Annotated in this window: 21 protein-coding genes and 1 tRNA gene; 10 read left to right on the forward strand and 12 right to left on the reverse strand. The window is 61.8% G+C overall.

Annotated features, from left to right (window positions below):
- Positions 1 to 797: 797 nt before the first annotated feature.
- From ACQ4W4_RS21235 to ACQ4W4_RS21245, 3 genes are read left to right on the forward strand one after another with little or no spacing between them, the layout of a single operon-like run.
- Positions 798 to 980, forward strand: coding sequence for a hypothetical protein (locus tag ACQ4W4_RS21235; RefSeq protein ID WP_436543648.1), 183 nt, complete (start codon positions 798 to 800; stop codon positions 978 to 980).
- Positions 981 to 1,025: 45 nt separating this feature from the next.
- The gene (locus ACQ4W4_RS21240) at positions 1,026 to 1,232 is read left to right on the forward strand and encodes a hypothetical protein (protein WP_436543649.1); all 207 of its coding nucleotides are present in this window, start codon (positions 1,026 to 1,028) and stop codon (positions 1,230 to 1,232) included.
- The gene (locus tag ACQ4W4_RS21245; protein WP_436543650.1) at positions 1,202 to 2,443 is read left to right on the forward strand and encodes an Arm DNA-binding domain-containing protein; all 1,242 of its coding nucleotides are present in this window, start codon (positions 1,202 to 1,204) and stop codon (positions 2,441 to 2,443) included. Before ACQ4W4_RS21240 ends, ACQ4W4_RS21245 begins: the two co-directional genes overlap by 31 nt.
- A 148-nt stretch (positions 2,444 to 2,591) precedes the next feature.
- Here the strand turns inward: ACQ4W4_RS21245 and ACQ4W4_RS21250 are convergent.
- The 4 genes from ACQ4W4_RS21250 to ACQ4W4_RS21265 all read right to left on the reverse strand — a co-directional run bounded on the left by ACQ4W4_RS21250 (position 2,592) and on the right by ACQ4W4_RS21265 (position 4,774).
- Positions 2,592 to 2,666, reverse strand: a tRNA-Val gene (locus ACQ4W4_RS21250).
- A gap of 81 nt (positions 2,667 to 2,747) precedes the next feature.
- Positions 2,748 to 3,464, reverse strand: coding sequence for a DNA polymerase III subunit epsilon (gene dnaQ, locus ACQ4W4_RS21255; RefSeq protein WP_436543651.1), 717 nt, complete (start codon positions 3,462 to 3,464; stop codon positions 2,748 to 2,750).
- A 103-nt stretch (positions 3,465 to 3,567) separates the two neighbouring features.
- Entirely contained in the window at positions 3,568 to 4,005 is a 438-nt protein-coding gene (gene rnhA, locus ACQ4W4_RS21260; protein ID WP_436543652.1) for a ribonuclease HI, read from the reverse strand.
- The gene (locus tag ACQ4W4_RS21265) at positions 3,998 to 4,774 is read right to left on the reverse strand and encodes a class I SAM-dependent methyltransferase (protein ID WP_436543653.1); all 777 of its coding nucleotides are present in this window, start codon (positions 4,772 to 4,774) and stop codon (positions 3,998 to 4,000) included. The genes rnhA and ACQ4W4_RS21265 overlap by 8 nt, the downstream gene beginning before the upstream one ends.
- 19 nt (positions 4,775 to 4,793) lie before the next feature.
- Between ACQ4W4_RS21265 and gloB the strand changes: the two genes are divergently transcribed.
- Positions 4,794 to 5,603, forward strand: coding sequence for a hydroxyacylglutathione hydrolase (gene gloB, locus ACQ4W4_RS21270; protein ID WP_436543654.1), 810 nt, complete (start codon positions 4,794 to 4,796; stop codon positions 5,601 to 5,603).
- 81 nt (positions 5,604 to 5,684) lie between these two features.
- Here gloB and aceB read toward each other — a convergent pair whose 3' ends face one another.
- Positions 5,685 to 7,283 (reverse strand): malate synthase A, encoded by a 1,599-nt coding sequence (gene aceB / locus ACQ4W4_RS21275; protein WP_436543655.1) that lies wholly within the window; start codon positions 7,281 to 7,283, stop codon positions 5,685 to 5,687.
- A 216-nt stretch (positions 7,284 to 7,499) separates the two neighbouring features.
- Between aceB and ACQ4W4_RS21280 the strand changes: the two genes are divergently transcribed.
- Positions 7,500 to 8,411 (forward strand): LysR family transcriptional regulator, encoded by a 912-nt coding sequence (locus tag ACQ4W4_RS21280; RefSeq protein ID WP_436543656.1) that lies wholly within the window; start codon positions 7,500 to 7,502, stop codon positions 8,409 to 8,411.
- A gap of 282 nt (positions 8,412 to 8,693) precedes the next feature.
- On the opposite strand, the gene ACQ4W4_RS21285 is transcribed toward ACQ4W4_RS21280, so the two are convergent.
- The 4 genes from ACQ4W4_RS21285 to ACQ4W4_RS21300 form a co-directional block, all read right to left on the reverse strand.
- The gene (locus ACQ4W4_RS21285) at positions 8,694 to 8,897 is read right to left on the reverse strand and encodes a cold-shock protein (RefSeq protein ID WP_010398811.1); all 204 of its coding nucleotides are present in this window, start codon (positions 8,895 to 8,897) and stop codon (positions 8,694 to 8,696) included.
- Positions 8,898 to 9,195: 298 nt separating this feature from the next.
- A complete protein-coding gene (locus tag ACQ4W4_RS21290; protein WP_436543657.1) occupies positions 9,196 to 9,558 on the reverse strand; it encodes an Hpt domain-containing protein in 363 nt (120 codons plus the stop codon).
- A gap of 21 nt (positions 9,559 to 9,579) precedes the next feature.
- Positions 9,580 to 10,230 carry a uracil phosphoribosyltransferase gene (upp, locus tag ACQ4W4_RS21295; protein ID WP_046682928.1) on the reverse strand — a complete coding sequence of 217 codons (651 nt, stop codon included), beginning with the start codon at positions 10,228 to 10,230 and terminating at the stop codon, positions 9,580 to 9,582.
- A 145-nt stretch (positions 10,231 to 10,375) separates the two neighbouring features.
- Positions 10,376 to 12,058, reverse strand: coding sequence for an isovaleryl-CoA dehydrogenase (locus tag ACQ4W4_RS21300; RefSeq protein ID WP_436543658.1), 1,683 nt, complete (start codon positions 12,056 to 12,058; stop codon positions 10,376 to 10,378).
- Positions 12,059 to 12,517: 459 nt separating this feature from the next.
- Here ACQ4W4_RS21300 and ACQ4W4_RS21305 point away from each other — a divergent pair, with 459 nt between their 5' ends.
- Both ACQ4W4_RS21305 and ACQ4W4_RS21310 read left to right on the forward strand, forming a co-directional pair.
- On the forward strand, positions 12,518 to 14,197 hold the full coding sequence (locus tag ACQ4W4_RS21305) for a putative bifunctional diguanylate cyclase/phosphodiesterase (protein WP_436543659.1): 1,680 nt from the start codon (positions 12,518 to 12,520) through the stop codon (positions 14,195 to 14,197).
- Positions 14,194 to 15,690, forward strand: a complete 1,497-nt coding sequence (locus tag ACQ4W4_RS21310) for an HDOD domain-containing protein (protein ID WP_436543660.1) — start codon at positions 14,194 to 14,196, stop codon at positions 15,688 to 15,690. Before ACQ4W4_RS21305 ends, ACQ4W4_RS21310 begins: the two co-directional genes overlap by 4 nt.
- A gap of 207 nt (positions 15,691 to 15,897) precedes the next feature.
- Here the strand turns inward: ACQ4W4_RS21310 and aroC are convergent, their stop codons facing one another.
- Positions 15,898 to 16,992: a chorismate synthase gene (aroC, locus tag ACQ4W4_RS21315; RefSeq protein ID WP_436543661.1), complete on the reverse strand. Its 1,095-nt coding sequence runs from the start codon at positions 16,990 to 16,992 to the stop codon at positions 15,898 to 15,900.
- A gap of 435 nt (positions 16,993 to 17,427) precedes the next feature.
- Between aroC and ACQ4W4_RS21320 the strand changes: the two genes are divergently transcribed.
- The gene (locus ACQ4W4_RS21320; protein WP_436543662.1) at positions 17,428 to 19,689 is read left to right on the forward strand and encodes a putative bifunctional diguanylate cyclase/phosphodiesterase; all 2,262 of its coding nucleotides are present in this window, start codon (positions 17,428 to 17,430) and stop codon (positions 19,687 to 19,689) included.
- Positions 19,690 to 19,758: 69 nt separating this feature from the next.
- Here the strand turns inward: ACQ4W4_RS21320 and ACQ4W4_RS21325 are convergent, their stop codons facing one another.
- Positions 19,759 to 20,205: a CBS domain-containing protein gene (locus ACQ4W4_RS21325; protein ID WP_010398828.1), complete on the reverse strand. Its 447-nt coding sequence runs from the start codon at positions 20,203 to 20,205 to the stop codon at positions 19,759 to 19,761.
- Between the two features lie 224 nt (positions 20,206 to 20,429).
- The gene (locus tag ACQ4W4_RS21330; protein WP_436543663.1) at positions 20,430 to 21,053 is read right to left on the reverse strand and encodes a 2OG-Fe(II) oxygenase; all 624 of its coding nucleotides are present in this window, start codon (positions 21,051 to 21,053) and stop codon (positions 20,430 to 20,432) included.
- A 284-nt stretch (positions 21,054 to 21,337) separates the two neighbouring features.
- Between ACQ4W4_RS21330 and ACQ4W4_RS21335 the strand changes: the two genes are divergently transcribed.
- Both ACQ4W4_RS21335 and ACQ4W4_RS21340 read left to right on the forward strand, forming a co-directional pair.
- Entirely contained in the window at positions 21,338 to 22,648 is a 1,311-nt protein-coding gene (locus ACQ4W4_RS21335) for an O-acetylhomoserine aminocarboxypropyltransferase (protein ID WP_436543664.1), read from the forward strand.
- 1 nt (position 22,649) lies between these two features.
- A complete protein-coding gene (locus ACQ4W4_RS21340; protein WP_436543665.1) occupies positions 22,650 to 23,462 on the forward strand; it encodes an alpha/beta fold hydrolase in 813 nt (270 codons plus the stop codon).
- Positions 23,463 to 23,475 lie beyond the last annotated feature (13 nt).

Genomic DNA, 23,475 nt, shown 5'->3' on the forward strand with positions numbered 1-23,475 from the left:
AAGCCTTGCTACCCGCATCGCGGATAGGGAGACTAAAACCACCGCGCCGGCACGGAGGAAGCCATGTGCATAAAAATGATGCTCTGCAGTGAACTGCCTGTGACCCAGGCATGGTGTATCGCTGCGATGGAAACCGCGTTTGGGCCGGCCTATCGCATGGCCCCAGGGGCCGCCTGTATGTCTCCCCTGGACACACCCCTGATACACAACGGCATTGCAATGATCGTGATCGAGCAGGTATCGAGGTTCGCCCCGAAGGATGTCCGGCAACTGATCAAGTGGTGCCATGCCCACGACAAGGCTCTGCTGGTGTGCGGAGCGTTGTCTGAGGAAGAGCGGGAAACCTACGGATTAAGCCATTGCATCGCGATTGACATCACTGCCCTACACGCGCCGGTATGTATTCACTGGACGTCCTGCGCCGGCACGCTCCAGCTGTTCGAAGAAATGTTCATACCTACGCTGAAAACCGTCCAGCGGACCGCCCATCTCTACTGTTCCGGGCTACGCTGCCGGCACCATCGTCGTAGAGAGGTAACAGGTACTCAGCGGATACAGACACCTATGAAGGGACCGGAGCGCAGGAAAAGTCCCATAGTCCATTCGCATGCCAACGCTTTCCCACATGACCACGACCAATCGGCCACACGCCACTGACGGCCGCCGCGACAGCATCCATCAATTGCCGTGAAATGCCACCAAAATATGCCTGTTTTCAACTTGATGACCACGATCAGCGCAGCCACCATGGCTCAGGATCATCCGTCATCCGTCATCGGTCACGCAGACAACTCATCATGAAATACATCTCCCCTTCGAACCATTTGCCGTCTGCCACCATGATGCATCCTGCAGTTGGCCAGCGGGCATTCACCGACGAGGAGGCCGATCACCATATGGATTGCCCAATGGATCACGCGCGGATTTCATTGGATATGACGCTGCTGGCAACGGATACTAGGATCAGAAACTCAAAATAATGAACGTGCAGCGCTGGCGCGGCACACCAGACGATGGAGGCTCAGATGGAACATCCCGTGACGTGGGTAAAAATCAAAAAATACGTCGAACTCACCGGCGATACTGCGGCCGCCGTGCACGCCAGACGGCGTTCCGGCAAGTGGTGCGACGGCATACAATGCAAGGTCGTCGATGAAATGCTTTGGGTCAATCTCGTTGCCGCAGAAAAATGGGTGGAGACATGGGGGCAAAGAACAGCGGTACGGGCATAGAACTGCGCAAGGGAGCGCGCTCGGAAACGATACGCATCGTATTCCAGTACCAGGGGAAACGCTGCCGAGAGCCACTGAAGCTCGAACATACACGCAACAACATCGCCTACGCCAGGCGCCTACAGAATGCCGTGGTCAATGCCATCGAACGCGGCACCTTTGTGTACGAGGAATTCTTTCCCGATTCGCTCACCATCCGGCGCCAAAAGCAGGCCCAGGCCAACGCGCAGGCTGCAGCTGCCGCGCAGGCCAGTCCACCAGTGCTCGTGGGCGATCTGCTGCGCGACTACCTGCTGATCGCCAAGCGCAACCTGGAATTGTCGACCTACAATTGCTATCAGCAGGTGGCGAATAATCACCTGTTTCCGCAATGGGAAGACAAGCCGGCCACCGAACTGACCACGCGCGACCTGCGCAAGTGGATCATGGGCATGAACGGCAAGAGCAAGACCATCCAGCTCATCCTGACCCCGATGCGCAACGCCATCGAGCTGGGTGTGACCGAAGGCGACCTGGAGTCCAATCCCTTCGACAGCATCAAGCTGGGCAAACTGCTGCCGCGCGATCAACGCGTCAGCAAGTTCAAGGCCGACCCTTTCAATATTGATGAGATGGAACTCATCCTGAATGCCTGCAATCGCGACGAAGAGCGCAACATGCTGCAGTTTGCCTTCTGCACCGGCATGCGCCCATCCGAATATATCGCGCTGCAATGGCCGGCCGTGGACGAGCAACACCACCAGGTCAACGTAGCCGGGGCATTCGTCGATGGCGAAATGAAGGACCGCGCCAAGACGCTGAGCGGCCTGCGCACAATCGACATGCGCTGCGGTGCGCTTGGCGCACTGCTGGCGCAGCGTGCGCTGACGGGAGCCGGTGCGGGCACGGTGTTCCTGCATCCACGCAGCGGCAAGCCGTGGCAGGGAGACAAACCCATTTACAACTGCTGGAAGCGCATCATCAAGGCCAGCGGCGTGCGCTTCCGCAACCCCTACCAGACACGCCACACCTTCGCCTCCAACCTGCTCATGCTCGGCGCGCTGCCGCTGTATGTCGCCACGCAAATGGGCCATGCGGACACGACCATGATCGTGCGCACCTACGGCAAATGGATCGCCGCAGGCCTGGACCATGGACGCAGGGAACGGCTGCTGCGCCTGTACGCGCAGACGAACCCGCTGCGGGCGGATGAATTCCCGAAATACAATTAACTATAGCTGGATATGCAAACGGCCGCAGGAAGCGGCCGTCTTGTTTGGGGCAGGACAATGGACGAAAAACCCATTGCCCCAAGTTTGCCCCAAGTTCGTATTTCGACAAGACGTGAAATCCTAAGTCATTGAATACAAACGAAAATTTTGGTGGGAAGTGCAAGTTTCGAACTTGCGACCCCTGCAGTGTGAATGCAGTGCTCTACCCCTGAGCTAACCTCCCGAAGCGAGGCGAATTATCGCATAGGTGTTGCGGCATCTGCAAGGGCTGGCAAGAGGAAATTTGCCATGCGCCGCTTTTTTCTCAGGCGGCCGCTGGCGTCGACGTGACGGCGGTCCAGATGCACTGGCCTTTGGCGGCCTTGTCGAGGCCGGCGATGGTGGCTTCGTGGGCGGCGAGCTCTTCGGCCGTGGCGCTCTGGAAGATGACTTCGGCCAGGGGCACGATTTCCAGCACGGCGCCGTCGGCGGCCACTTCCACTTCCTCTTCCATGCTCAGGCTGTTTTGCCCGCGCGTCATGGCCAGGTAGACGTCGGCCAGCAATTCGGAGTCGAGCAGCGCGCCGTGCAGCTTGCGGTGGGCGTTCGAGACGCCGTAGCGGTCGCACAGGGCGTCGAGCGAGTTGCGTTTGCCGGGATGCATTTCCTTCGCCTGCACCAGGGTATCGATCACGCCAACCACTTGTTCATGCACGGGCGGCAGATTCAGGCGCTTGAATTCCGCGTTGAGGAAGCCGATATCGAACGGGGCGTTGTGGATGATCAGTTCGGCGCCAGCAATGTAAGCACGGAATTCATCGGCGATTTCCGCGAATTTCGGTTTGTCGCTGAGGAATTCCGTCGTCAAGCCGTGGACGGCCAGCGCACCCTCTTCCGAATCGCGCTCGGGATTGATGTAGTGGTGGAAATTATTCCCCGTCAACATGCGGTTGTTCAGTTCAACCGCGCCGATCTCCAGGATGCGGTCGCCCGTGCGCGGGTTCAGGCCGGTGGTTTCAGTATCGAGAACAATTTGACGCATGGCGGATTCAGTCGTAAAAGCAAAAAGCGAAGGGCACAGTATAGCAAACCTGCGCCCTCCGGTTACGCCCTGCCCGCAGCTGCATGGCAGGAAATTTCAGTTCTCAGGTGCGCACGGTTTCCACACCGAGGTTCGCCAGCTGATCGGCCCGCTCATTGCCCGGATGGCCATTGTGGCCGCGCACCCAGCGCCATTCCACTTCATGCACGGCCTGGGCCGTATCGAGCGCCTGCCACAGGTCAACGTTTTTCACGGGCGCCTTGGATGCCGTTTTCCAGCCGCGCGCCTTCCAGCCGTGGATCCATTCGCTGATGCCCTTCTGGACGTACTGGCTATCGGTATACATCACCACCTGGCAGGGACGTTTGAGCGCCGTCAAGGCTTCGATCACGGCCTTCAACTCCATGCGGTTATTCGTCGTGTTCAGTTCTCCGCCGTAAATTTCTTTCTTGGCGCCATCGGCCACCATCAGCGCACCCCAGCCGCCCGTGCCGGGATTGCCCTTGCATGCGCCATCGGCGTAAATCTCTACCTTATCCATCTTGCTGTTCCCGCCTTTTATTCGTGACCGGTGCGCCTGCGGGCGCCGTCGCCGGTTTCTTGGTCCACGCCGGACCGATCAAACGCATCCCTTTGACGCGCTTGATCGCCTGCACTATATACACTGCGCCCAGATATGGCCACCAGCGCGCACCCGCCTTGTCCATGAAGGCGTTGCGGCGCAGCCATTTTTCCGTCCTGCAGGCGGGCGCGTAGCAGCCGAAATGGCTTTGGCTGACGCCCATGTTCAGCAATTTTAACCAGTCTTTCATGCGCGGCATAGAGATCAACTCGCCCGCCTGCGGCAGGTAGTGGCGTCCCGTGATGCGCCCCAGGCCCTGGCGCATGCCCCACAGGCTGGCCGGATTGAAGCCGCAGACGATCACGCGCCCCTCCGGGATCAGCACGCGCTCGACTTCGCGCAAGACCTGGTGCGGCTCGGCGGCAAATTCAAGTACGTGCGGCAAGACCACCAGGTCCAGGCTTTGCGAATCGAACGGCAGCTCGTCGAAGGCCGACACCAGGGTCAGGCGGCTGCCCTGCGGCGCATGCGACGGCAGGCGCGCATCGAGCAGCCATTTGTTCGGCATGCGGCTGGCCGCCAGCGCGTCGACCTGGGGCAAGCCGATCTGCACGGCGTTAAAACCGAAGATGTCGACGGTCAGGCTGTCGAGGCATTGCTGTTCCCAGGCGCGCACGTACAGACCGGCCGGCGTCTGCAGCCAGCCGTCAAGCGCTATAATGGATTTTTCGGATGCCGCACTGTCCATTCAGTTTTCTCTTTTGCTCATGACACATTCCCCTGAACACGCTTTATCGGTACTTGCCGTGCCCGCCTTTGCCGACAATTACCTGTGGCTGATCCATGACGGCCGCCACGCCGCCGTGGTCGACCCCGGCGATGCGACGGTCATCCTCGATGCGCTGCAAGCCCATCAGCTGACCTTGTCCGCCATTTTACTCACGCACCACCACGCCGACCACACGGGTGGCGTGCCTGAATTGTTGCAGCATTTCCCCGTCCCCGTCTTCGGCCCGCGCAATGAGGCTATCACAGCCGTCACGGAACCGCTTGCCGAAGGCGATGTCGCCCATGTGCCCGAGCTGGGCTTGCAGATGAGCGTCATCGACGTGCCCGGCCATACCAAGGGCCATATCGCCTACGTGCGCCAGCGCGACGAGCGCAGCGGCGCACCATGGCTGTTTTCCGGCGACACCCTGTTTGCCGGCGGCTGCGGCCGCCTGTTCGAAGGCACGCCAGGCCAGATGGCCGATTCGCTCGGCAAGCTGGCCGCCCTGCCCGACGATACCGAGGTATTTTGCGCGCATGAGTACACCTTGTCCAATTTGCGCTTTGCCAACGCTGTCGAACCGGGCAATGTGGCCTTGCAGGAGCGCATCGCCATCGACACGGAAAAGCGCCAGCAGGGTTTGCCGACCGTGCCGTCGACCATTGCCCTGGAGAAGGCCACGAACCCTTTCCTGCGCTACCGCGAACCGGCCATTCTGACCAGTCTGAAAGTGGAAGGCAAGCTGGTCGCCGATGCTTCTCCGGTCGAAGCGTTTGCAGCGCTAAGGATGTGGAAGAATAGTTTTTAAGCTTGCCCTTCCGCCATAAAAAATCCCGGCAGATGCTTTGTGGCATCGCCGGGATTTTTTCATGCTGCTATTTGATCAGGATCAGATTTCTTCGTACAGCGGCAAGGTCAGGAATTCGGCGAACGATTCCGATGTCGACATTTCCTCGAAGATTTGCCCGGCGCGCACATAGGTCGGGCCGTTGCCGCCCGGCGCATCGCGCTGCACCTTGGCCAGCTCTTCCGGAATCATGGCGCGCACCATCTCGGCCGTCACCTTGCGGCCATCTTCCAGCACGCCCTTGCTGGAACGAATCCACTGCCACACTTGCGAGCGGCTGATCTCGGCCGTGGCCGCGTCTTCCATCAGGTTGTGGATAGGCACGCAACCGTTGCCGGCCAGCCAGCTGCCCAGGTAATGGATGCCCACGTTGATGTTGTAGCGCAAACCGGCTTCCGTAATCGGCGCTTCCGGCTGGAAGTTCAGCAGGTCCGATGCCTTGACATCGATGTCGGGACGCTGCTTGTCGATCTGGTTCGGCTTGTCGCCCAGCACTTTCGTGAACTCGCCCATGGCCAGTTCCACCAGACCCGGATGGGCCACCCAGCCGCCGTCGTAGCCGTCGGTGGCGTCGCGCGCCTTGTCGTTGCGCACGCCACCCATGGCGATGTCGTTCTTTTCCGGATCGTTCTTAATCGGGATCAAGGCCGCCATGCCGCCGATGGCTGGCGCACCACGCTTGTGGCAGGTTTTCAGCAGCAGCAAGGCGTAGGCGCGCATGAACGGCGCCGTCATGGTGACCTTGGCGCGGTCGGCCAGGCAGAAATCCTTGTCCAGCTTGAATTTCTTGATGCACGAGAAGATGTAATCCCAGCGGCCCGCGTTCAGGCCCGAGCTGTGTTCTTTCAGTTCGTACAGGATTTCATCCATTTCAAACGCCGCCAAAATGGTTTCGATCAGCACGGTCGCCTTGATCGTGCCTTGTGGCAAGCCCAATTCGTTTTGCGTCATGACGAAAATATCGTTCCACAGGCGCGCTTCCAGGTGCGATTCCATCTTCGGCAGGTAGAAATACGGGCCGGCGCCGCGTGCCAGCTGCTCCTTGGCGTTATGGAACATGAACAGGGCGAAATCGAAAATGCCGCCGGATATGCGCTTGCCATCGACCAGCACGTGCTTTTCATCGAGGTGCCAGCCGCGCGGACGCACGACGAGCGTCGCGATCTTGTCGTTCAGCTTGTAGGACTTGCCATTTTGCTCCAGCGAAATCGTCTTGCGCACGGCGTCGAACATATTGATCTGGCCCGTGATCTGGTTATCCCAGTTCGGCGTGTTCGAATCTTCGAAGTCCGTCATGTAGCTGTCCGCGCCGGAATTGAAGGCGTTGATGACCATCTTGCGCTCGACGGGACCGGTAATTTCCACGCGGCGGCATTCGAGCGCCTTCGGGATCGGCGCGATCTTCCAGTCGCCATCGCGGATGTGCGCGGTTTCTGGCAAGAAGTCAGGACGCTCGCCCGCATCGAGACGCTTGGCCCGCTCCACGCGCACGGCCAGCAATTCCTGGCGGCGCGGCTCGAAGGCGCGCGTCAGCTTGGCCACCAAGGCCAGCGCAGCCGGCGTCAGGATCTGTTCGTAGCCGGGTGCAATGGCACCCGTGATTTGCATGCCTTCGGGAAGTGCGATCGTGTTCTGCGTCATGAAGTTCTCCGGTTTTTAGTCAATATAAGCAAAGGAAATCTGGTGATCCAAGTATAAGCGGAACGACTGCGTGGGCAAGCTGGACAGAGGCGCAAAAACACTCTGCCGGGCGGCGCGTTTGTTCTATAGTATTGCACTATAAGGCATGGAAACGAGATTAAAAATCACTTCATCTATGCGTTTTTATCACAAGTGATGATATTGCAGGAGCACAATATGGGCCAGTTCAGACAAATATCGACCTTCGTGGAAGTGGTCGCCAAGGGCAGCCTGTCGGCAGCCGCGCGCGCGGAAGGCATCGCGCCGGCCATGATAGGCCGGCGCCTCGACGCGCTGGAGCAGCGCCTGGGCGTGAAATTGCTCCAGCGCACGACGCGCAAGCTGGCGCTCACGAATGAAGGCGCCGCCTTCCTGGAAGATTGCCAGCGCATCCTGGGCGAACTGGAAGAGGCGGAAGCTGCCGTGGCCGAGCGCAGCGTGAAGGCCAGCGGCCATTTGCTCATTTCCGCGCCGGCCGGCTTCGGCCGCCAGCACGTGGCGCCATTGATCCCCTCCTTTGTCGCCGAGCACCGCGACGTGACGGTGTCGCTGAACCTGAGCGACCGCCTCGTCGACCTGATCGGCGAAGGCATCGACGTGGCCATCCGCATCGCCAGTCTGTCCGATTCATCCCTGGTGAGCACCAAGCTGGCGGACAACCAGCGCGTGCTGGTCGGCTCTCCCGCCTATTTGAAACGGGCCGGCACGCCGCGCATCCCGGCGGACCTGGCGAAACACAATTGCCTGGCAATCAGCAGCGAAGGCAGCCAGCGGGGCTGGACTTTCCGCGAAAACGGCAAGAACGTCATTCTGAAAGTGGCGGGCAATATGGTCTGCAACGATGGCGAAGTGCTGCACGACTGGGCCCTGGCCGGCAAAGGCCTGGCATGGCGCTCGATGTGGGAAGTCGGTGCGGAAATTGCCTCGGGCCAGCTGGTGACGGTGCTGGACCAGTTCGCCGCGCCAGGCAACGATATTTATGCCGTGTTCGCCCAGCGCCGCCACTTGCCGCTGCGCATACGGGCGTTCGTGGATTTTCTAAGGCATTCATACTCCCAACCAGACTACTGGCGCGAAAGGGCAATCTAGTCACTGCCCGCCGGACTGGAAGGACGCAGCTGCGCATAGGTTAGTGTAGGTTAGTGTAGGTCGGCGTAGGTCGGCTTAGCGCAGCGTAAGCCGACACCAGCCCATACATTTTGCCAACACCACCCTTGTCGGCTTACGCGCAAGTGCTAAGCCGCCCTACCTGATGATGCAAAACACGCCGAAAAAGCGCACAGCCTACCTAAAACCCGTGCTTCACGGAAATTCAGGCGAAAAAAAATCCTCGGAGACCGAGGATTTCTTTATTTCGTTTGATCCAGCGTATTAGATTGGCTGAATGTTCGAAGCTTGCTTGCCTTTAGGGCCAGCGGTCACTTCAAAAGAAACGCGTTGGTTCTCTTGCAGGGACTTGAAGCCGTTCGACTGGATAGCCGAGAAGTGAGCGAACAGATCTTCGCCGCCTTCGTCAGGGGTAATAAAGCCGAAACCCTTCGAATCATTGAACCATTTTACGATGCCAGTTGCCATTACAATTTCCTATTTCAGTTAAGTTGGGCTTGCGCCCGTTATATCGTTTGAAGCAAGAAAGAAATGACAGACAAACTGCACTACTACCTCGAATCCAACGATGCCCAATTATACCAACAAAACTGAGAAAAACCATTCTTTCGCAAAATAAACTTGCGAACACTACTTTAATAGCCAAATCCCCGTCTTGCGGCGCCCTGTACCAGCGGCATGGACACACTATATCCTAATCTTCGATGCGGGTGCTTTGCGTTGCATCAAATGAATCATTGCAACCACATTACCATGGCGTTGTCGCTCACGCCGTGAAATGGGTGGCGCCCGCATCACGTCCTGCCCAGTCCAGCAGCGCCGTCACTTGCGCCCGCACGGCGGGCCATTCCGCCGCCGCGTGCGCAGGGGTATTGAGCATGACGCGCACCAGCTGTTCGATGCGCCGGCATTCCTGGCCCAGCGCGGCAAAGCCGAAGGTGGCGGCCGAGCCGGCCACCGCGTGCAGCGCGCGGTGCAGCTCCGTCAATGGTTCCAGACGGGCGCCCTCGTTGTCGCAGCGGCCGCTTGCCTGCGCAATCGCTTGCATCAGGACTGGCACGCTGGCCGCATATTTCTCGTTCAGGGCGCGCAAACGCGCGCGAAAATCCGGGTCGATCAAGGTTGCCATCGCAATACTCGCCTGAATGACTTACTTGGTGCCGAAGATGCGGTCGCCGGCGTCGCCCAGGCCCGGCACGATGTAGGCGTGGTCATCCAGGTGCGAATCGAGCGCGGCGCAGAACATCTTGACGTTCGGATGCGCATTCTGGAACACGGTCACGCCTTCCGGTGCGGCCACCAGGGCCAGGAAGATGATCTGCTCGTCCGTCACGCCCCGTTTTTTCAGCACGTCGACGGCGTACACGGCTGAATTGCCGGTCGCCACCATCGGATCGCACAGAATGAAGGTACGCTCGTTCAGGTCAGGCAGGCGCACCAGGTATTCCACGGGCATGTGCGTGGCCGGATCGCGGTACACGCCGATGTGGCCCACGCGGGCCGAAGGCACTAGGTTCAGCAAGCCATCGCTCATGCCAATGCCGGCGCGCAGGATAGGCACGATGGCCAATTTTTTGCCAGCAATGACGGGCGCGTCGATGGTCACCAGCGGCGTCTTGATTTCGCGCGTGGTCAGCGGCAGGTCGCGCGTGATTTCATAGCCCATCAGCAAAGTGATTTCCTTGAGCAATTCACGAAAGGTGCGCGTCGACGTGTCGTGCTCGCGCATGTGGCTCAGTTTGTGCTGGATCAAAGGGTGATCGGTAATGAACAAATTCGGGAAGCGTGGGTCTTGTTTCATATTGTTTTTCTTTCTCTACTCTCTGGCGCGGCGGCAAGCATGGCCGCAAGCGCGCTGTGTATCGATAAAATGATGGATTGCCGCATTATCCCAGCCCGCAGCCCGCCTGTGGCCGGAATTTTCGAAATAATCGGATTTATTGATATCAATACTCGCGCAGCGCGCGCGCCAGGATGGCCGCGCAATCGGTGCCGGCAGGCAAGCGTCCATACGCCCCGCCCGGCGCCTGCGCCAGCCGCGACTGCAGGAAGGCTTGCGCGACGAACGGCGGCGCGTGGCGCAGCAGCAAGGCCGCCTGCACGGCCAGCACGATGCGCTCTGACAATTGCCGCGCGCCAAATTCATCCGTCTGGGACCCGTCCAGGTCCGCCAGCAGGCGCGCGCGGTAGCCGGTGAAAATGGCATCGTCATCGCCGGCCAGCGCCAGCTCGGCCGCGAGGGCGTCGCGCGCGGCCGGCGACTTGCCGAAGGCGCGCAAGACGTCGAGGCACATGACGTTACCCGAGCCTTCCCAGATCGAGTTGACGGGCAGTTCGCGGTACAGGCGCGCCAGCGGCGCCTCTTCCACATAGCCGCTTCCGCCCAGCACTTCCATGGCTTCCGCGCCGAAACCGGGACCGCGCTTGCAGATCCAGTATTTGCCGGCCGGCGTGAGCACGCGCGCCAGCATCGCCTGCCGCGTATCGTCCTTTTCATCGAAACAGCGGGCCAGGCGCAGCGCAAAGGCCGTGGCCGCTTCCGATTCAAGCGCCAGGTCGGCCAGCACGTTCTGCATCAGCGGCTGCTCGGCCAGCGGCTTGCCGAACACGGCCCGCTGGCGCGCATGGTGCAGCGCCTGCGTCAAGGCGGCGCGCATGATGCCGGTGCTGCCCAGCACGCAATCGAGGCGCGTATGGCTGGCCATTTCCAGGATGGTGGGAATGCCCCGCCCCGGCTGCCCCACGAGCCAGCCGTAGGCATGGGTGAATTCCACTTCCGACGAGGCATTCGAGCGGTTGCCCAGTTTATCCTTCAGGCGCTGCACGCGGATGGCGTTGCGGCTGCCGTCTGGCAGGTAGCGGGGCAGGAAGAAGCACGACAAGCCGCCCTCTTCCGCCTGCGCCAGGATCAGATGCGCGTCACACTGGGGCGCGGAAAAAAACCATTTGTGGCCGACGATGCGCCAGGCGCCGCCCGCCTCGGCACCGAACAGGGCTTGCGCCTCGTCCGGCGGCACGGGCACGGCGCGCGTGGTATTGCTGCGCACGTCCGAGCCGCCCTGTTTTTCCGTCATGCCCATGCCGACCAGGGCGCCCCGCTTCTGCTCCACGGGCAGGGAACGGGGATCGTACTCGCGCGAGAGGATTTTCGGCAGCCAGCGCTGCGCGATCTGCGGCAGATCCAGCGCCTGGCGCAAGGCCGGCACCGAGGCATACGTCATCGTCACGGGACACTGCGCGCCGTTTTCCACCTGCCCCACTAATAGATAGGCGGCCGCGCGCGCCACCTGGGCGCCGGGACCGGGCGAGGCCCAGGGCGAAGCGTGTGCGCCGGCGCCCACGAGGATGGCCATCAGTTCATGCCAGGCCGGATGGAACAGCACCTCGTCGATGCGCCGGCCGGCCCGGTCGAACTGCTGCAGTTCGGGTGTGTGGATATTGGCCAGGTGCGCCAGCGCGTACGTCTCGGCCCGGCCCAGCTTGTCGCCCAGCGCGTCGAGTTCACGCAGCGCAGCACCGCCGCCTTCGCGCAGCAGCGCTTCGATCAGCGCCGGATCGCAGGCGAACAGGTTGACGTTTTCAAACGGCGTGGCCTGGTTGAAAACTTCATGCGTATCAAAGGCATTCATGGGGGGGTCTCCCGCGATTTGTTATCATGACGCCCTTGCCTGCCGCGGGCGCGCCGTCAACACCGTCTGCCAGCCAGACTAGCGCAAAGCGCAAGGCGGAGCAAGCGCGCCAGTGGAAGCAAGCGCAGATAAATGTTTCCACGTGGAATGAAAATACCTATGTGTGTCGCGCGGCATGATTTTTTTCACGGAAGGCAGGAATATTTACAAAACCTGAAGCAATGTTGCTTTATTTCATGTAATCGAGTGCTTTTCAATGATACATTTCGTGTGGATCGCATTCCGATAGCCGCCCTTCCGGCCCCTATGGCGCGCGTCACGCACGATGCACTGTTTCCGTCGGCGCCCTGCCCTGCAGCGAGCGCCGGCACTGATAATAAAAAGGTAAAAGCCAGCACGATGTTTTCCAGTACCCCATCCGCCGCCCACCGCGAGGCTCGTCACGAGTTGGACAACCTCATGGAAGAGGCAGGCGACGTCGTGTTCCGGCTCGATACGGACGGCCTGATCCTGTTCGCCAGCAAGCGCGCGGCCACCCTGTTTGGTGTGCCCTCGGGCCTGTCCGGCCACTTGCTGCTGCCGCTGGCCACGGAAGCGTCGCGCGCGGCGCTGCAGGCGGCGCTGGAAGACGCCCTGGAAGAGCCGGGGCGCCTGGAAGTGCGCCTGCAAACGCCGGACCAGGAAATCTGGTTCGAGCTGCGCCTGTCTTCCTATATGAACGCGGCCGGCGTGGCCGAATTGCTGGTGGTCGGGCGCGACACGTCGGCCCAGCACAATACGGAAGAACGGCTGCGCCACATGGCCACGCACGATGCGCTGACCGGCTTGCCGAACCGCCTGCTGCTGTCGGACCGCATCCGCATGGTGATCGCCCAGGCTGCCCGTTCGGGCCAGGGCTTTTCCGTCGCCACCATCGGCCTCGATGGTTTTAAAAAGGTCAACGATGGCCTGGGCCACCCCGTCGGCGACGCCGTCCTGCGCCTGGCCGCCGCGCGCCTGCGCAAGACCCTGCGCGACAGCGACACCCTGGCGCGCGTGGGCGGCGATGAATTCGTCGCCGTGCTGCCCGGCAGCGCCACCGACGCGCAGATCAAGCTGGTGACGGGCCGTTTGCTGGCCACCCTGCAGGCGCCGTTCGAAGTCGATGGCCACACGATCTACGTGGGCGCCTCCGTCGGCGTATCGATCTATCCGCTGCACGCGGAGGATGAAGTGCGGCTGGTGGCGCTGGCCGATGCGGCCATGTCGCGCGCCAAGGAAACGGGCAAGGCCCGCTGCCTGGTCTACAGCCCGCGCCTGAACGGCCCGTCGGAACACGATATTTCGCTGGAAGCGGCCATGTTCCACGCCGTGCGCGAAGGCGAATTCCTGCTGTTTTACCAACCGATCGTCGACGCGCACACGCGGCAGATCCAGGGCTTCGAAACCCTGATGCGCTGGAAGCATCCGACCCTGGGCCTGGTGCCGCCCGTGCGCTTCATCCCGATTGCAGAGGCCAATGGCCTGATCAACCTGCTCGGCGCCTGGGCGTTGAAGGCGGCCTGCGTGCAGCTCAAGCAGTTCCAGGAAGTTGCCAAACGGCCGTTGTACATCTCCGTCAACATCAGCCCGCGCCAGTTCCGCAACGATAAATTCCTCGACGTGCTCGATGAAGCCATCGCGTTTTCGGGGCTCTCCGGCGAACACCTGGTGCTGGAAATCACGGAAGGCACGCTGATGATCGACCCCGTGCATGCGGAAACCATCCTCGTCAAGATGACGGAGCGCCGCGCGCGCATCGCCATCGACGATTTCGGCACCGGCTACTCCTCGCTCGCCTATCTGAAGCGCTTCCCCATTTCCGTGCTGAAGATCGACCGCACCTTCATCAAGGACTTGCCCGAATCGAGCAAGGATGCGGCCATCTGCAACACCATTCTCGACCTGGCCAAGCATTTGAATTTGTCCGTCGTGGCCGAGGGCGTGGAAACGGAGGAGCAGATGCACTTCATCGAGTCGCGCGGCTGCCAGTACGTGCAAGGCTACCTGACGGGCAAACCGATGCCGGCCCATGCCGCGCTATCGGCCTTGAGCGACAAAACCTATGCGGCGCTGGTGCCTGCGCCGTCTGCCAATGAACCGCGCGGAGGGGTGCAATGAACCCAGGTCATTTCACGGTACCGACACAGCTCGGCAAAAACACCCTGGACCTGCTGTGGGCGCGCACGCGCCAGCAGGGCGACATGCCCGGCTTCGCGAAAGCCATCAGCGCCATCCTGGGCGCCATGCGCGGCGAGGATGACCATGAATTCGACATCACGCAAACGGTGCTGTCCGACCCTGTCCTCACGCACAAGGTGCTCAGGCTGGCCAACAGCGGCATGTATTCGGCCTTCGGCCAGCGCGTCAACACGGTCTCGAAGGCCGTGCTGGTGCTCGGCATCGACGCCATCGGCCACCTGGCGCTGGGCCTGAAGCTGATCGAGGAGCTGTCGCAGGCGTCGCCCGATTCCGTCAGCGCCCACGTGGAAATGGAAAAGGCCGTGCTGGCCGGGATGGTGGCGCAGCAGGTGGCCACCAGCGCCGGCAGCCTGCAGGCGGAGCAGGCCGTCGTCTGCTCGATGCTGCACACTCTGGGCCGCATGATGGTGACGTTCTACATGACGGATTTCTGGGCGCGCATGCAGGCGCATGCGGGCCCCGGCAACGAGGCTGCCGCCGCGCGCGAAATCCTCGGCCTGTCGCTGCCCGAAGTGGGCTATGCCACGGCCGCCCACTGGGGTTTGCCGCAGCACCTGATCAACGGCATGCGTCCGATGGAGCCGTCGCCGGACGACTCGCCCGTCAGCGGCGCCGACTGGATGGCGGGCCTGTCGACGATGGCGGCGCGCTGCGCCGACTCGCTGTGGCATGACGATGCGGCCGGCGCGGCGCAGGTGCATGCGCTGATCGACGATTATGCGGGCACCCTGGGCATCACCGCGACCGACCTGGTGGTGGCGGTGGACAAGGCCAAGGCGATGGCGGCGGCCGACCTGTCGATCGCGCCGCTGTCGAAACCGGCCGAACGGCGCGCGCGCCAGCTGGCCTCGACGCGCATGCGCGCCGAAGGCAACCGCGTACTGATCGGCGGCCTGGCCGACCTGCGCTGCGCCATCGGCAGCGCCAGCCCGGGACAGATGGTCTCGATGGCGCTCGAAACGCTGCACCAGGGCTTCGATTTTTCGCGCTCGGTGGCGTTCGTGCGCAACCACAGGGATCATCTGTATTCGGCGCGCATCAGCATGGGCGAAGGCATGGCCGACCTGCAGGATCTAATGGTGTTTGGCGACGCGTATGAGCCGAACGTCTTCCATGCGGCCCTCAATAGCGACCGCGTGATCTTCATCGACAATGCGCGCGATCCGAAATTCGCCGCCAAGCTGCCGCAATGGTGGAAAGCGACCCTGTCGGAAGCGCGCAGCTTCGTCGTGCTGCCGCTGTCGGCCAACGGCCACCCCACGGGATTTTTATATGGCGACTGGGACGACAGCTTCCCGCCGATCCAATTGAATCAGACAGAGTTCAACCTGATTAACGATATCCGGGCGTTGCTGGTGCAGTCGGTGGAGATGCGGCACCAGCTCGAACTGGTGGCGAACAAGGTAGCATGAGAACACCTGACCAAACCTACTGCGCGTCGGTATAGGCGGCCTGCGATGCTCACCGTACCAGAGTACGGTTGCGCTTCTCAGCCACCTCTCCCTTCCGCTCGCTACGGTTTTGTCAGGTGTCGCAAGCGTCGTTGTTAAACGAGAAAACGACCATCCAGGTCGTAGGTCGGATCAGGGCCGCAGGCCCGTCATCCGACAACATTCAACTTATTTCAACTTCGGCGTCGACACCGACACATCGCCGCACTGCGCGCGGTGCATCAGGGCGTGGTCAATCAGCACCAGCGCCAGCATGGCTTCGGCGATCGGCGTGGCGCGGATGCCCACGCAGGGGTCGTGGCGGCCGAACGTTTCCACCATCACGGGATTGCCCTCTTTGTCGATCGAGCGGCGCGGCGTGCGGATCGACGAGGTCGGCTTGATGGCGATCGACACGCTGATGTCCTGTCCCGTCGAAATACCACCGAGCACGCCGCCCGCGTTATTGCCGATAAAGCCTTCCGGCGTCAGTTCGTCGCCGTGCTCGGAACCCTTTTGCGCCACCGAATCGAAACCGGCGCCGATTTCCACGCCCTTGACGGCATTGATGCCCATCATGGCGTAGGCGATGTCGGCGTCAAGCTTGTCGTAGATGGGCTGACCCAGGCCGACCGGCACGTTTTGTGCGATCACGTCGATTCGCGCGCCGATGGAATCGCCGTCGCGGCGCAGCTGGTCCATGGCCTCTTCCATGCGCGCGATCAGGTCCGCGTCGCCGCTGGCGGCAAAGAACGGGTTCGCATGCACGTGGTCCCACGACTGGAACGGCACGGGAATATCGCCCAGCTGGCTCATGCAGCCCTTGAAGGTGGTGCCGTACTGCTGCAGCAGCCATTTCTTGGCGATCGCCGCCGCGCCGACGACGGGCGCCGTCAGGCGCGCCGACGAGCGCCCGCCGCCGCGCGGATCGCGCACGCCGTATTTATGCCAGTAGGTGTAGTCGGCGTGGCCGGGACGGAAGCTTTCCGCGATATTGCCGTAATCCTTGCTGCGCTGGTCTTCATTGCGGATCAGCAGTGCAATGGGCGTCCCCGTCGTCACGCCCTGGTACACGCCAGAGAGGATTTCCACGGTATCCGATTCCTGGCGCTGCGTCACGTGACGCGAAGTGCCCGGCTTGCGGCGGTCCAGCTCGGGCTGGATATCGGCTTCCGACAGGATCAAGCCCGGCGGACAGCCATCGATCACGCAGCCGATGGCCGGACCGTGCGATTCGCCGAAAGTGGTAACAGTAAACAACTTGCCAAAAGAATTGCCGGACATAGTAGGAAGTGGTGAGGACTGGAAAACTCAATTCTACCAGCCTGCGGGGCATGCCATGCCGCTAATGCCGCGCCGGGGCCCGATATTGCGCTGCCCAAATCGCCATTTTTAAATCCCGCGTATTTTTTCATATAAAAAACACCAAATATGAGTTACATTCATGCAATACAAGAAATATTGCTCCACAGAATAGATTTAAAAAAACATTTTGCTTGTTAAATAGCTATATACTTGGATGATGGGCGATCAGAAAATGGGCGAGCCTCGGAGACACTTGAGTGCTGCTTTTTCGATGCGCCCTGAGTGCATCAGAAATGGCCAGGGCTAGGCGCGCCGCCGAAGACAGTACGCAAGTACGGCGAGGCGGTGCAACAACGCCATGGGCATTTCTGATGTGCTCACGTTCCGTACTGAGTCATCTTGGAGAAGCTATACATGCCCGCACCGATCATCCCCCTTGACGCCAACAAGGACGATCACGACGACCTGGTATTCCTCGATGAGCAACCAGCGGTGCCGCTGGCCGTCGCACAGCGCAGCGTCTGGCGGGTGATGATCATCGACGACGATGAAGACGTCCACTCCACCACCACTTTCGCCCTGGGCAATCTGGAAATGCAGCACCGCCCGCTGGAATTCGTGCATGCGTATTCGGCCGGCCAGGCGCGCGAACTGCTCAAGCATGAAGACGACATCGCCGTCATCCTGCTCGACGTGGTCATGGAACAGGATGACGCGGGCCTGCACCTGGTGCGCTACATCCGCGAAACGCTGAAAATGACGGACGTGCGCATCATCCTGCGCACGGGCCAGCCCGGCTATGCGCCGGAAATCGACGCCATCCGCGATTTCGACATCAACGATTACAAGACCAAGTCGGAACTGACGCGCATCAAGCTGTTTACGACCGTGACGGCGGCCATCCGCTCGTACGAGCAGATCCGCTCGATCAACAGCAGCCGGCGCGGCCTGGACCGTATCGTCCACGCCAGCACGCAGCTGATGGCGCTGCATGGCGTACAGAATTTCTCGGCCGGCGTGCTGGCGCAGCTCGCCGACCTGCTGGGCACCCGCGCCGACGGCGTGCTGTGCGTGCAGGACTTGCAGGACAATGGCAGCAAGGAGCTGCTCGTCTCGGCCTGCACGGGCAGCTTTTCGAGCCTGCCGCACAGCGCCCTGTGCGGGCTGCAAAACCCGCGCGTGATGGCCGCCATCGAGCACACGCTGGCGCAGCGGCGCAATGTCTACGCGCACGACTACGCCACCCTGTATTTCGCGGGCAAGGCCAGCCGCGACGCGGCCGCCTACCTGGTGCTGCCGCGCCCCCTTTCCGCCATCGATGAAAGCCTGCTGGAAGTATTCTGCAGCAATGTCGCCGTGGGCCTGGACAACGTCGAGCTCGTGTCGCACCTGCACAATGCCGCCTTCTACGACCAGTTGTCGAAGCTGCCCAACCGCACGCGCCTGGTGGAAATCCTCGACGCCACCCTGGCCGGTCCCGCGCGCGACGACGCCACCCTGTCGCTGGTCGATCTCGACCATTTTGCCGAGACCAACGACGCGCTGGGGCACCAGTTCGGCGACATGCTGCTGGTGGCCGTGGCAGGACGCCTGCAAACCCAGCTGGGCCCGCAACTGACGGTGGCGCGCCTGGGCGGCGATATTTTCTGCGTGCTGGGCGACTCGTCGCAAGTCAACCCGGCCAATATCCTGGCCCTGTTCCAGCCGCCGTTCAGCATCGACGGCCAGGACGTGCAATTGTCCGCCACCCTGGGCCTGGTGCGCCTGGGCGAGCATGCGGGCACGGGCGCCGATGCGCTGAAGGATGCCGATATCGCCCTGAAGCGGGCGAAAAGCCAGCAGCGCGCCGGCCACTTCTATTTTTCGCGCAGCATGGGCATCGAAATTCGCGAACGCGTGCGCATGATGCACGCGCTGCGCACGGCTTTTAGCCAGGGCCAGCTGTTTGTCGTGTACCAGCCGCAGATCGATCTGACCACGCGCCGCCCCGTGGGCGCCGAAGCGCTGCTGCGCTGGCAGACGCCGGACGGCAAGTTCATCTCGCCCGACCGTTTTATTCCCATCGCCGAGTATTCGGGCATCATCATCGACCTCGGCGAATGGGTGCTGCGCACGGCCTGCCGCGAACTGGTGCTGCTGCGCGAACAGGGCCACCGCAACTTCGTCATGTCCGTCAACGTGTCGCAAGTGCAGTTCCGCCACCCCCTGTTCCCGGAAATGCTGCGCGCGGCGCTGGAAGAGACGCAGGCGCCACCCGAATTCATCGAACTGGAAATCACGGAATCGATGGCCATGGAAGAGCCTGATTTATTGATCAAGATGTTGTGGCAGATCAAGCAGACGGGCGTGAGCATTGCCATCGACGACTTCGGCACGGGTTTTTCCTCGCTGTCCTATTTGCAGCGCCTGCAGGTGGACCGCCTGAAGATCGACCGCGCCTTCGTCACCGAGATCACGGGATCGGCGCGCGGCAGCAGCATCGCGGAAATGGTCATCCAGCTGGGCCGCAACCTGGGGCTGGCCGTGATCGCGGAAGGCGTGGAAGACGAGCGCCAGGCGCAAATCCTGCAAGCGCTGGGCTGCCCGATGGCGCAAGGCTTTCTGTTCGCCCGCCCCATGACGGCCACGGCGCTGGGCACCTGGCTGAACAATGAGGCGCTGCAGGGCGCGGCATAGACTGCACCTGGGATCGCCAAGGCAAAACGCCGGCAGATGCCGGCGTTGTTTTTACCACATTGTGATCGTTTAATCGGTGGTTTCGGCCGGCCAGTCGCGGATGTACGCTTTCAGCATCTGGTTTTCAAAGCTTTGCGCTTCGAGCACGGCACGCGCCACGTCGTAGAAGGAAATGACGCCCAACAAGGTCTTGGCGTTCATGACGGGCAGGTAGCGCGCATGTTTTTCCAGCATGATGCGGCGCACTTCGTTCACTTCCGTATCGGGCGTGACGGTGATCGGGTGGTCATCCATGTGCTTGCGCACGGTGCCGCCGCCGATCTGGCCCGCGTTCTCATGCAGCGCGTTCAACACTTCGCGGAAGGTCAGCATGCCGACCAGGTCGCCAAATTCCATGACCACCAGCGAACCGATGTCTTTTTCAGCCATGGTATTGGCCGCGTCAAGCAGGGGCTGGTCAGGCGTGACCGTGTAGAGAATATTGCCCTTGACTTGGAGAATTTCAGATACTTTCATATTGGCCGTCCTGTCCGCGTGATTGGTATTTTAGTTATTCTAAGCCCTTACTGCGACTGTAGCCTATGCCTGCGGAAAAATCCAGCCTTGCGCGCAATCAAATCGAGGGGGATTGCCGGGCAAGAAAAACGTAGCGAGCGGATGCGCGGCGCGGCCGAGAAGCGCAGCGGTACGCGAGCACCGTGAGCATCGCCGGCCGTGCCCCGCGACGCGCAGCAGTTTTTTCACGCCCTGCGGCGGAACCAGCCGGCGATGGACAGGCGCTCGCGCGCCGTCGGCAGCACTTCGTGCAGCATCTCGCCCGACATGAACATGGCCATGCGGCCCGCCTGAGGCAAGATATCCACCTGACCGCCATCCTGCGGGTGCAAACGCAGCGCGCCGCCGTGTTCGGGCAGCCAATCGTCGTTCAGATAGAGCACGACGGACACCGTGCGCTTGTCGTCGTCGCGGAAACGGTCCAGATGGGCCCGGTAAAAGGCGCCCGGCGCATACAGGGCGAAATGGCTTTCGTACTCTTCCAGCCCCAGGAACAGCTCGCGGTTAAGCATGCGGCGCAGCGCTTCCATGTGTTCCAGATAGGTATCGCAAGCGTCGGAACGGCCCGTTTCCAGCCATTCGATATGGTCGCCGCGGATGTCCGGCTGCAGCAGCGGCGCATGGCCGCTGCCCACGCCGGCCCCCTTCATCTTGCCGCTGAGCATAGATTGCACGCATTCGGCGGCCAGCTGGCGGCTCAGTTCGGGGGAGATAAAATGCTCTTGCATGAGCCAGCCTGCGTGGCACAGGCCGTCGACGATAGAAGGTCCGGGTACGGCAAGGGCGCCGTCGAACGATATTGCGGGCATAAAATCTTTCCTGGTGGACATGCGATGAGAGTTCGCCTGAAGCCCAGGATTTCGCTGGCACGTAGCAGCCTTCCCTGCGGCGCGGCGCACGCGCACAAGTCAAACAGCCCGAATATCGCTGATACGATATCGTACCACCGCCACACCGCGCCGGTCACTTTTTTTACACTGCAGGTTACACGCGCGACTCTCCAGCACGGCGCCATGCGCCCTGCACAAGAGCCCTTTTGCTCAGATGCAAATCAGGTTACGATCTTGCCACTATAAAACTTGGCGGAGACACCATGAGCGGCCCGAAATACCCCGGTTTCGATACCTTATCCCTGCATGCGGGCGCGGCGCCCGACCCGGCCACGGGCGCGCGCGCCACGCCCATCCATTTCACGTCCTCGTTCGCCTTCAAGAGCTCGGAGCACGCGGCTTCGCTGTTCAATATGGAGCGGGCCGGCCACGTGTATTCGCGCATCTCGAATCCCACCAACGCCGTGCTGGAAGAGCGCATCGCCGCCCTCGAAGGGGGCGTGGCCGGCATCGCCACGGCCAGTGGCCAGGCCGCCATGCACCTGGGCCTGTCCACCATTGCTGGCGCGGGTTCGCACATCGTCGCCTCGCGCGCCCTGTACGGCGGCTCGCACAACCTGCTGGCCTATACCTTGAAACGCTTCGGCATCGACACGACCTTTGTCGACCCGCGCGACGCGGACGCCTGGCGCGCCGCCATCCGCCCGAATACCAAGGTACTGTTCGCGGAAACACTGGGCAATCCCGGCCTCGACGTGCTGGACATCCCGACCATCGCCGCCCTGGCGCACGAGCACCGCCTGCCGCTGATGCTCGATTCGACCTTCACCACGCCGTATTTGCTGCGGCCGTTCGAGCATGGCGCCGACCTGGTGTTCCACTCGGCCACCAAGTTTTTATGCGGACATGGCACGGCCATCGGCGGCTTGCTCGTCGATGGCGGCACCTTCGACTGGCAGGCGGCCTACGACAAGACGGGCCGCTTCGCCGAACTGTGCGAGCCGTACGACGGCTTCCACGGCATGGTCTTCGCCGAGGAGTCGACCGTGGCGCCGTTCGCCCTGCGCGCCCGGCGCGAAGGCTTGCGCGATTTCGGCGCCGTCATGAGCCCGCACAATGCCTTCGCCATCCTGCAAGGCGTCGAAACCCTGGGCTTGCGCATGGACCGCCACGTGGCCAATACGCGCAAGATCATCGACTTTTTGCTGGCCAATCCGGCCGTGGAATCCGTGTCCTACCCCGAACTGCCGTCGCATCCCGATTACGCACTGGCGAAAACCCTGCTGCCGAAAGGCGCGGGCGGCGTGTTCACCTTCCGCCTGCGCGGCGACCGCGCGGCTGGCCAGCGCTTTGTCGACAGCCTGAAGATCTTTTCGCACCTGGCCAACGTGGGCGACGCCAAGTCGCTCGTCATCCACCCCGCCTCCACCACGCATTTCCGCGTGCCCGACGATCAACTGGCGCAGGCGGGCATCACGCAGGGCACCATGCGTTTATCGGTGGGACTGGAAGACGCGGACGATTTGATCGAAGACCTGGCCCGTGGCCTGAAACTGTCGCAGAAAGGCGCCTGAGATGCTGTTCACCATCGACAATACCACCGCCTACTGCTACACGGGCGGCAAAGCTTTTGACCCGAGTCAACCCACGGCCGTCTTCATCCACGGCGCGCAGAACGACCACTCCGTGTGGGCCCTGCAAACGCGCTACTTCGCCCACCACGGCTGGAACGTGCTGGCCGTGGACTTGCCGGGCCATGGCCGCAGCGGCGGCGCGGCGAAAGCCAGCGTCGAGGATCTGGCGCACTGGATACTGGCCGTGCTGGACGCGGCCGGCGCGCCCAGGGCCATGCTGATCGGCCACAGCATGGGTTCATTGATCGCGCTGGAAGCGGCATTCCTGGCGCCCGGGCGCATCAGCCACCTGGCCATGTTGGGATCCACCTACCCGATGAAGGTCTCGCCCGCGCTGCTGGAAACGTCGCTGCAGGACGAACAGGCGGCCATCGACATGGTCAATATCTGGTCGCACTCGTCGATCGCGCAAAAGCCGTCCTTCCCCGGCCCCGGCTTCTATGCCATGGGCGGCGCGCGGCGCCTGAAACAGCGCATCGCCGTCCTGAACCCCGATCACGTGTTTCACACGGATTTTTATGCGTGCAACGCCTACGCGAACGGCGAAATCGCCGCCGCTTCGGTACACTGCCCTACTTTATTCATTTTCGGCGCGCGCGACATGATGACGCCGCCCAAATCAACCCGGCTGCTCACGTCTGCCATCGCGCATGGCACGGTGGTGCAGGTCGACAGCGGGCACGAATTGATGGCCGAGCAGCCGGACGCCGTGCTCGACGCGCTGTTTGCGTTTGCCCAAACGGCCGCGGCATGAACGCTTTTTTTAG

Origin of the sequence: Janthinobacterium glycogeni (assembly GCF_051380725.1) — a bacterium.
Classification (GTDB): Bacteria; Pseudomonadota; Gammaproteobacteria; order Burkholderiales; family Burkholderiaceae_D; genus Janthinobacterium.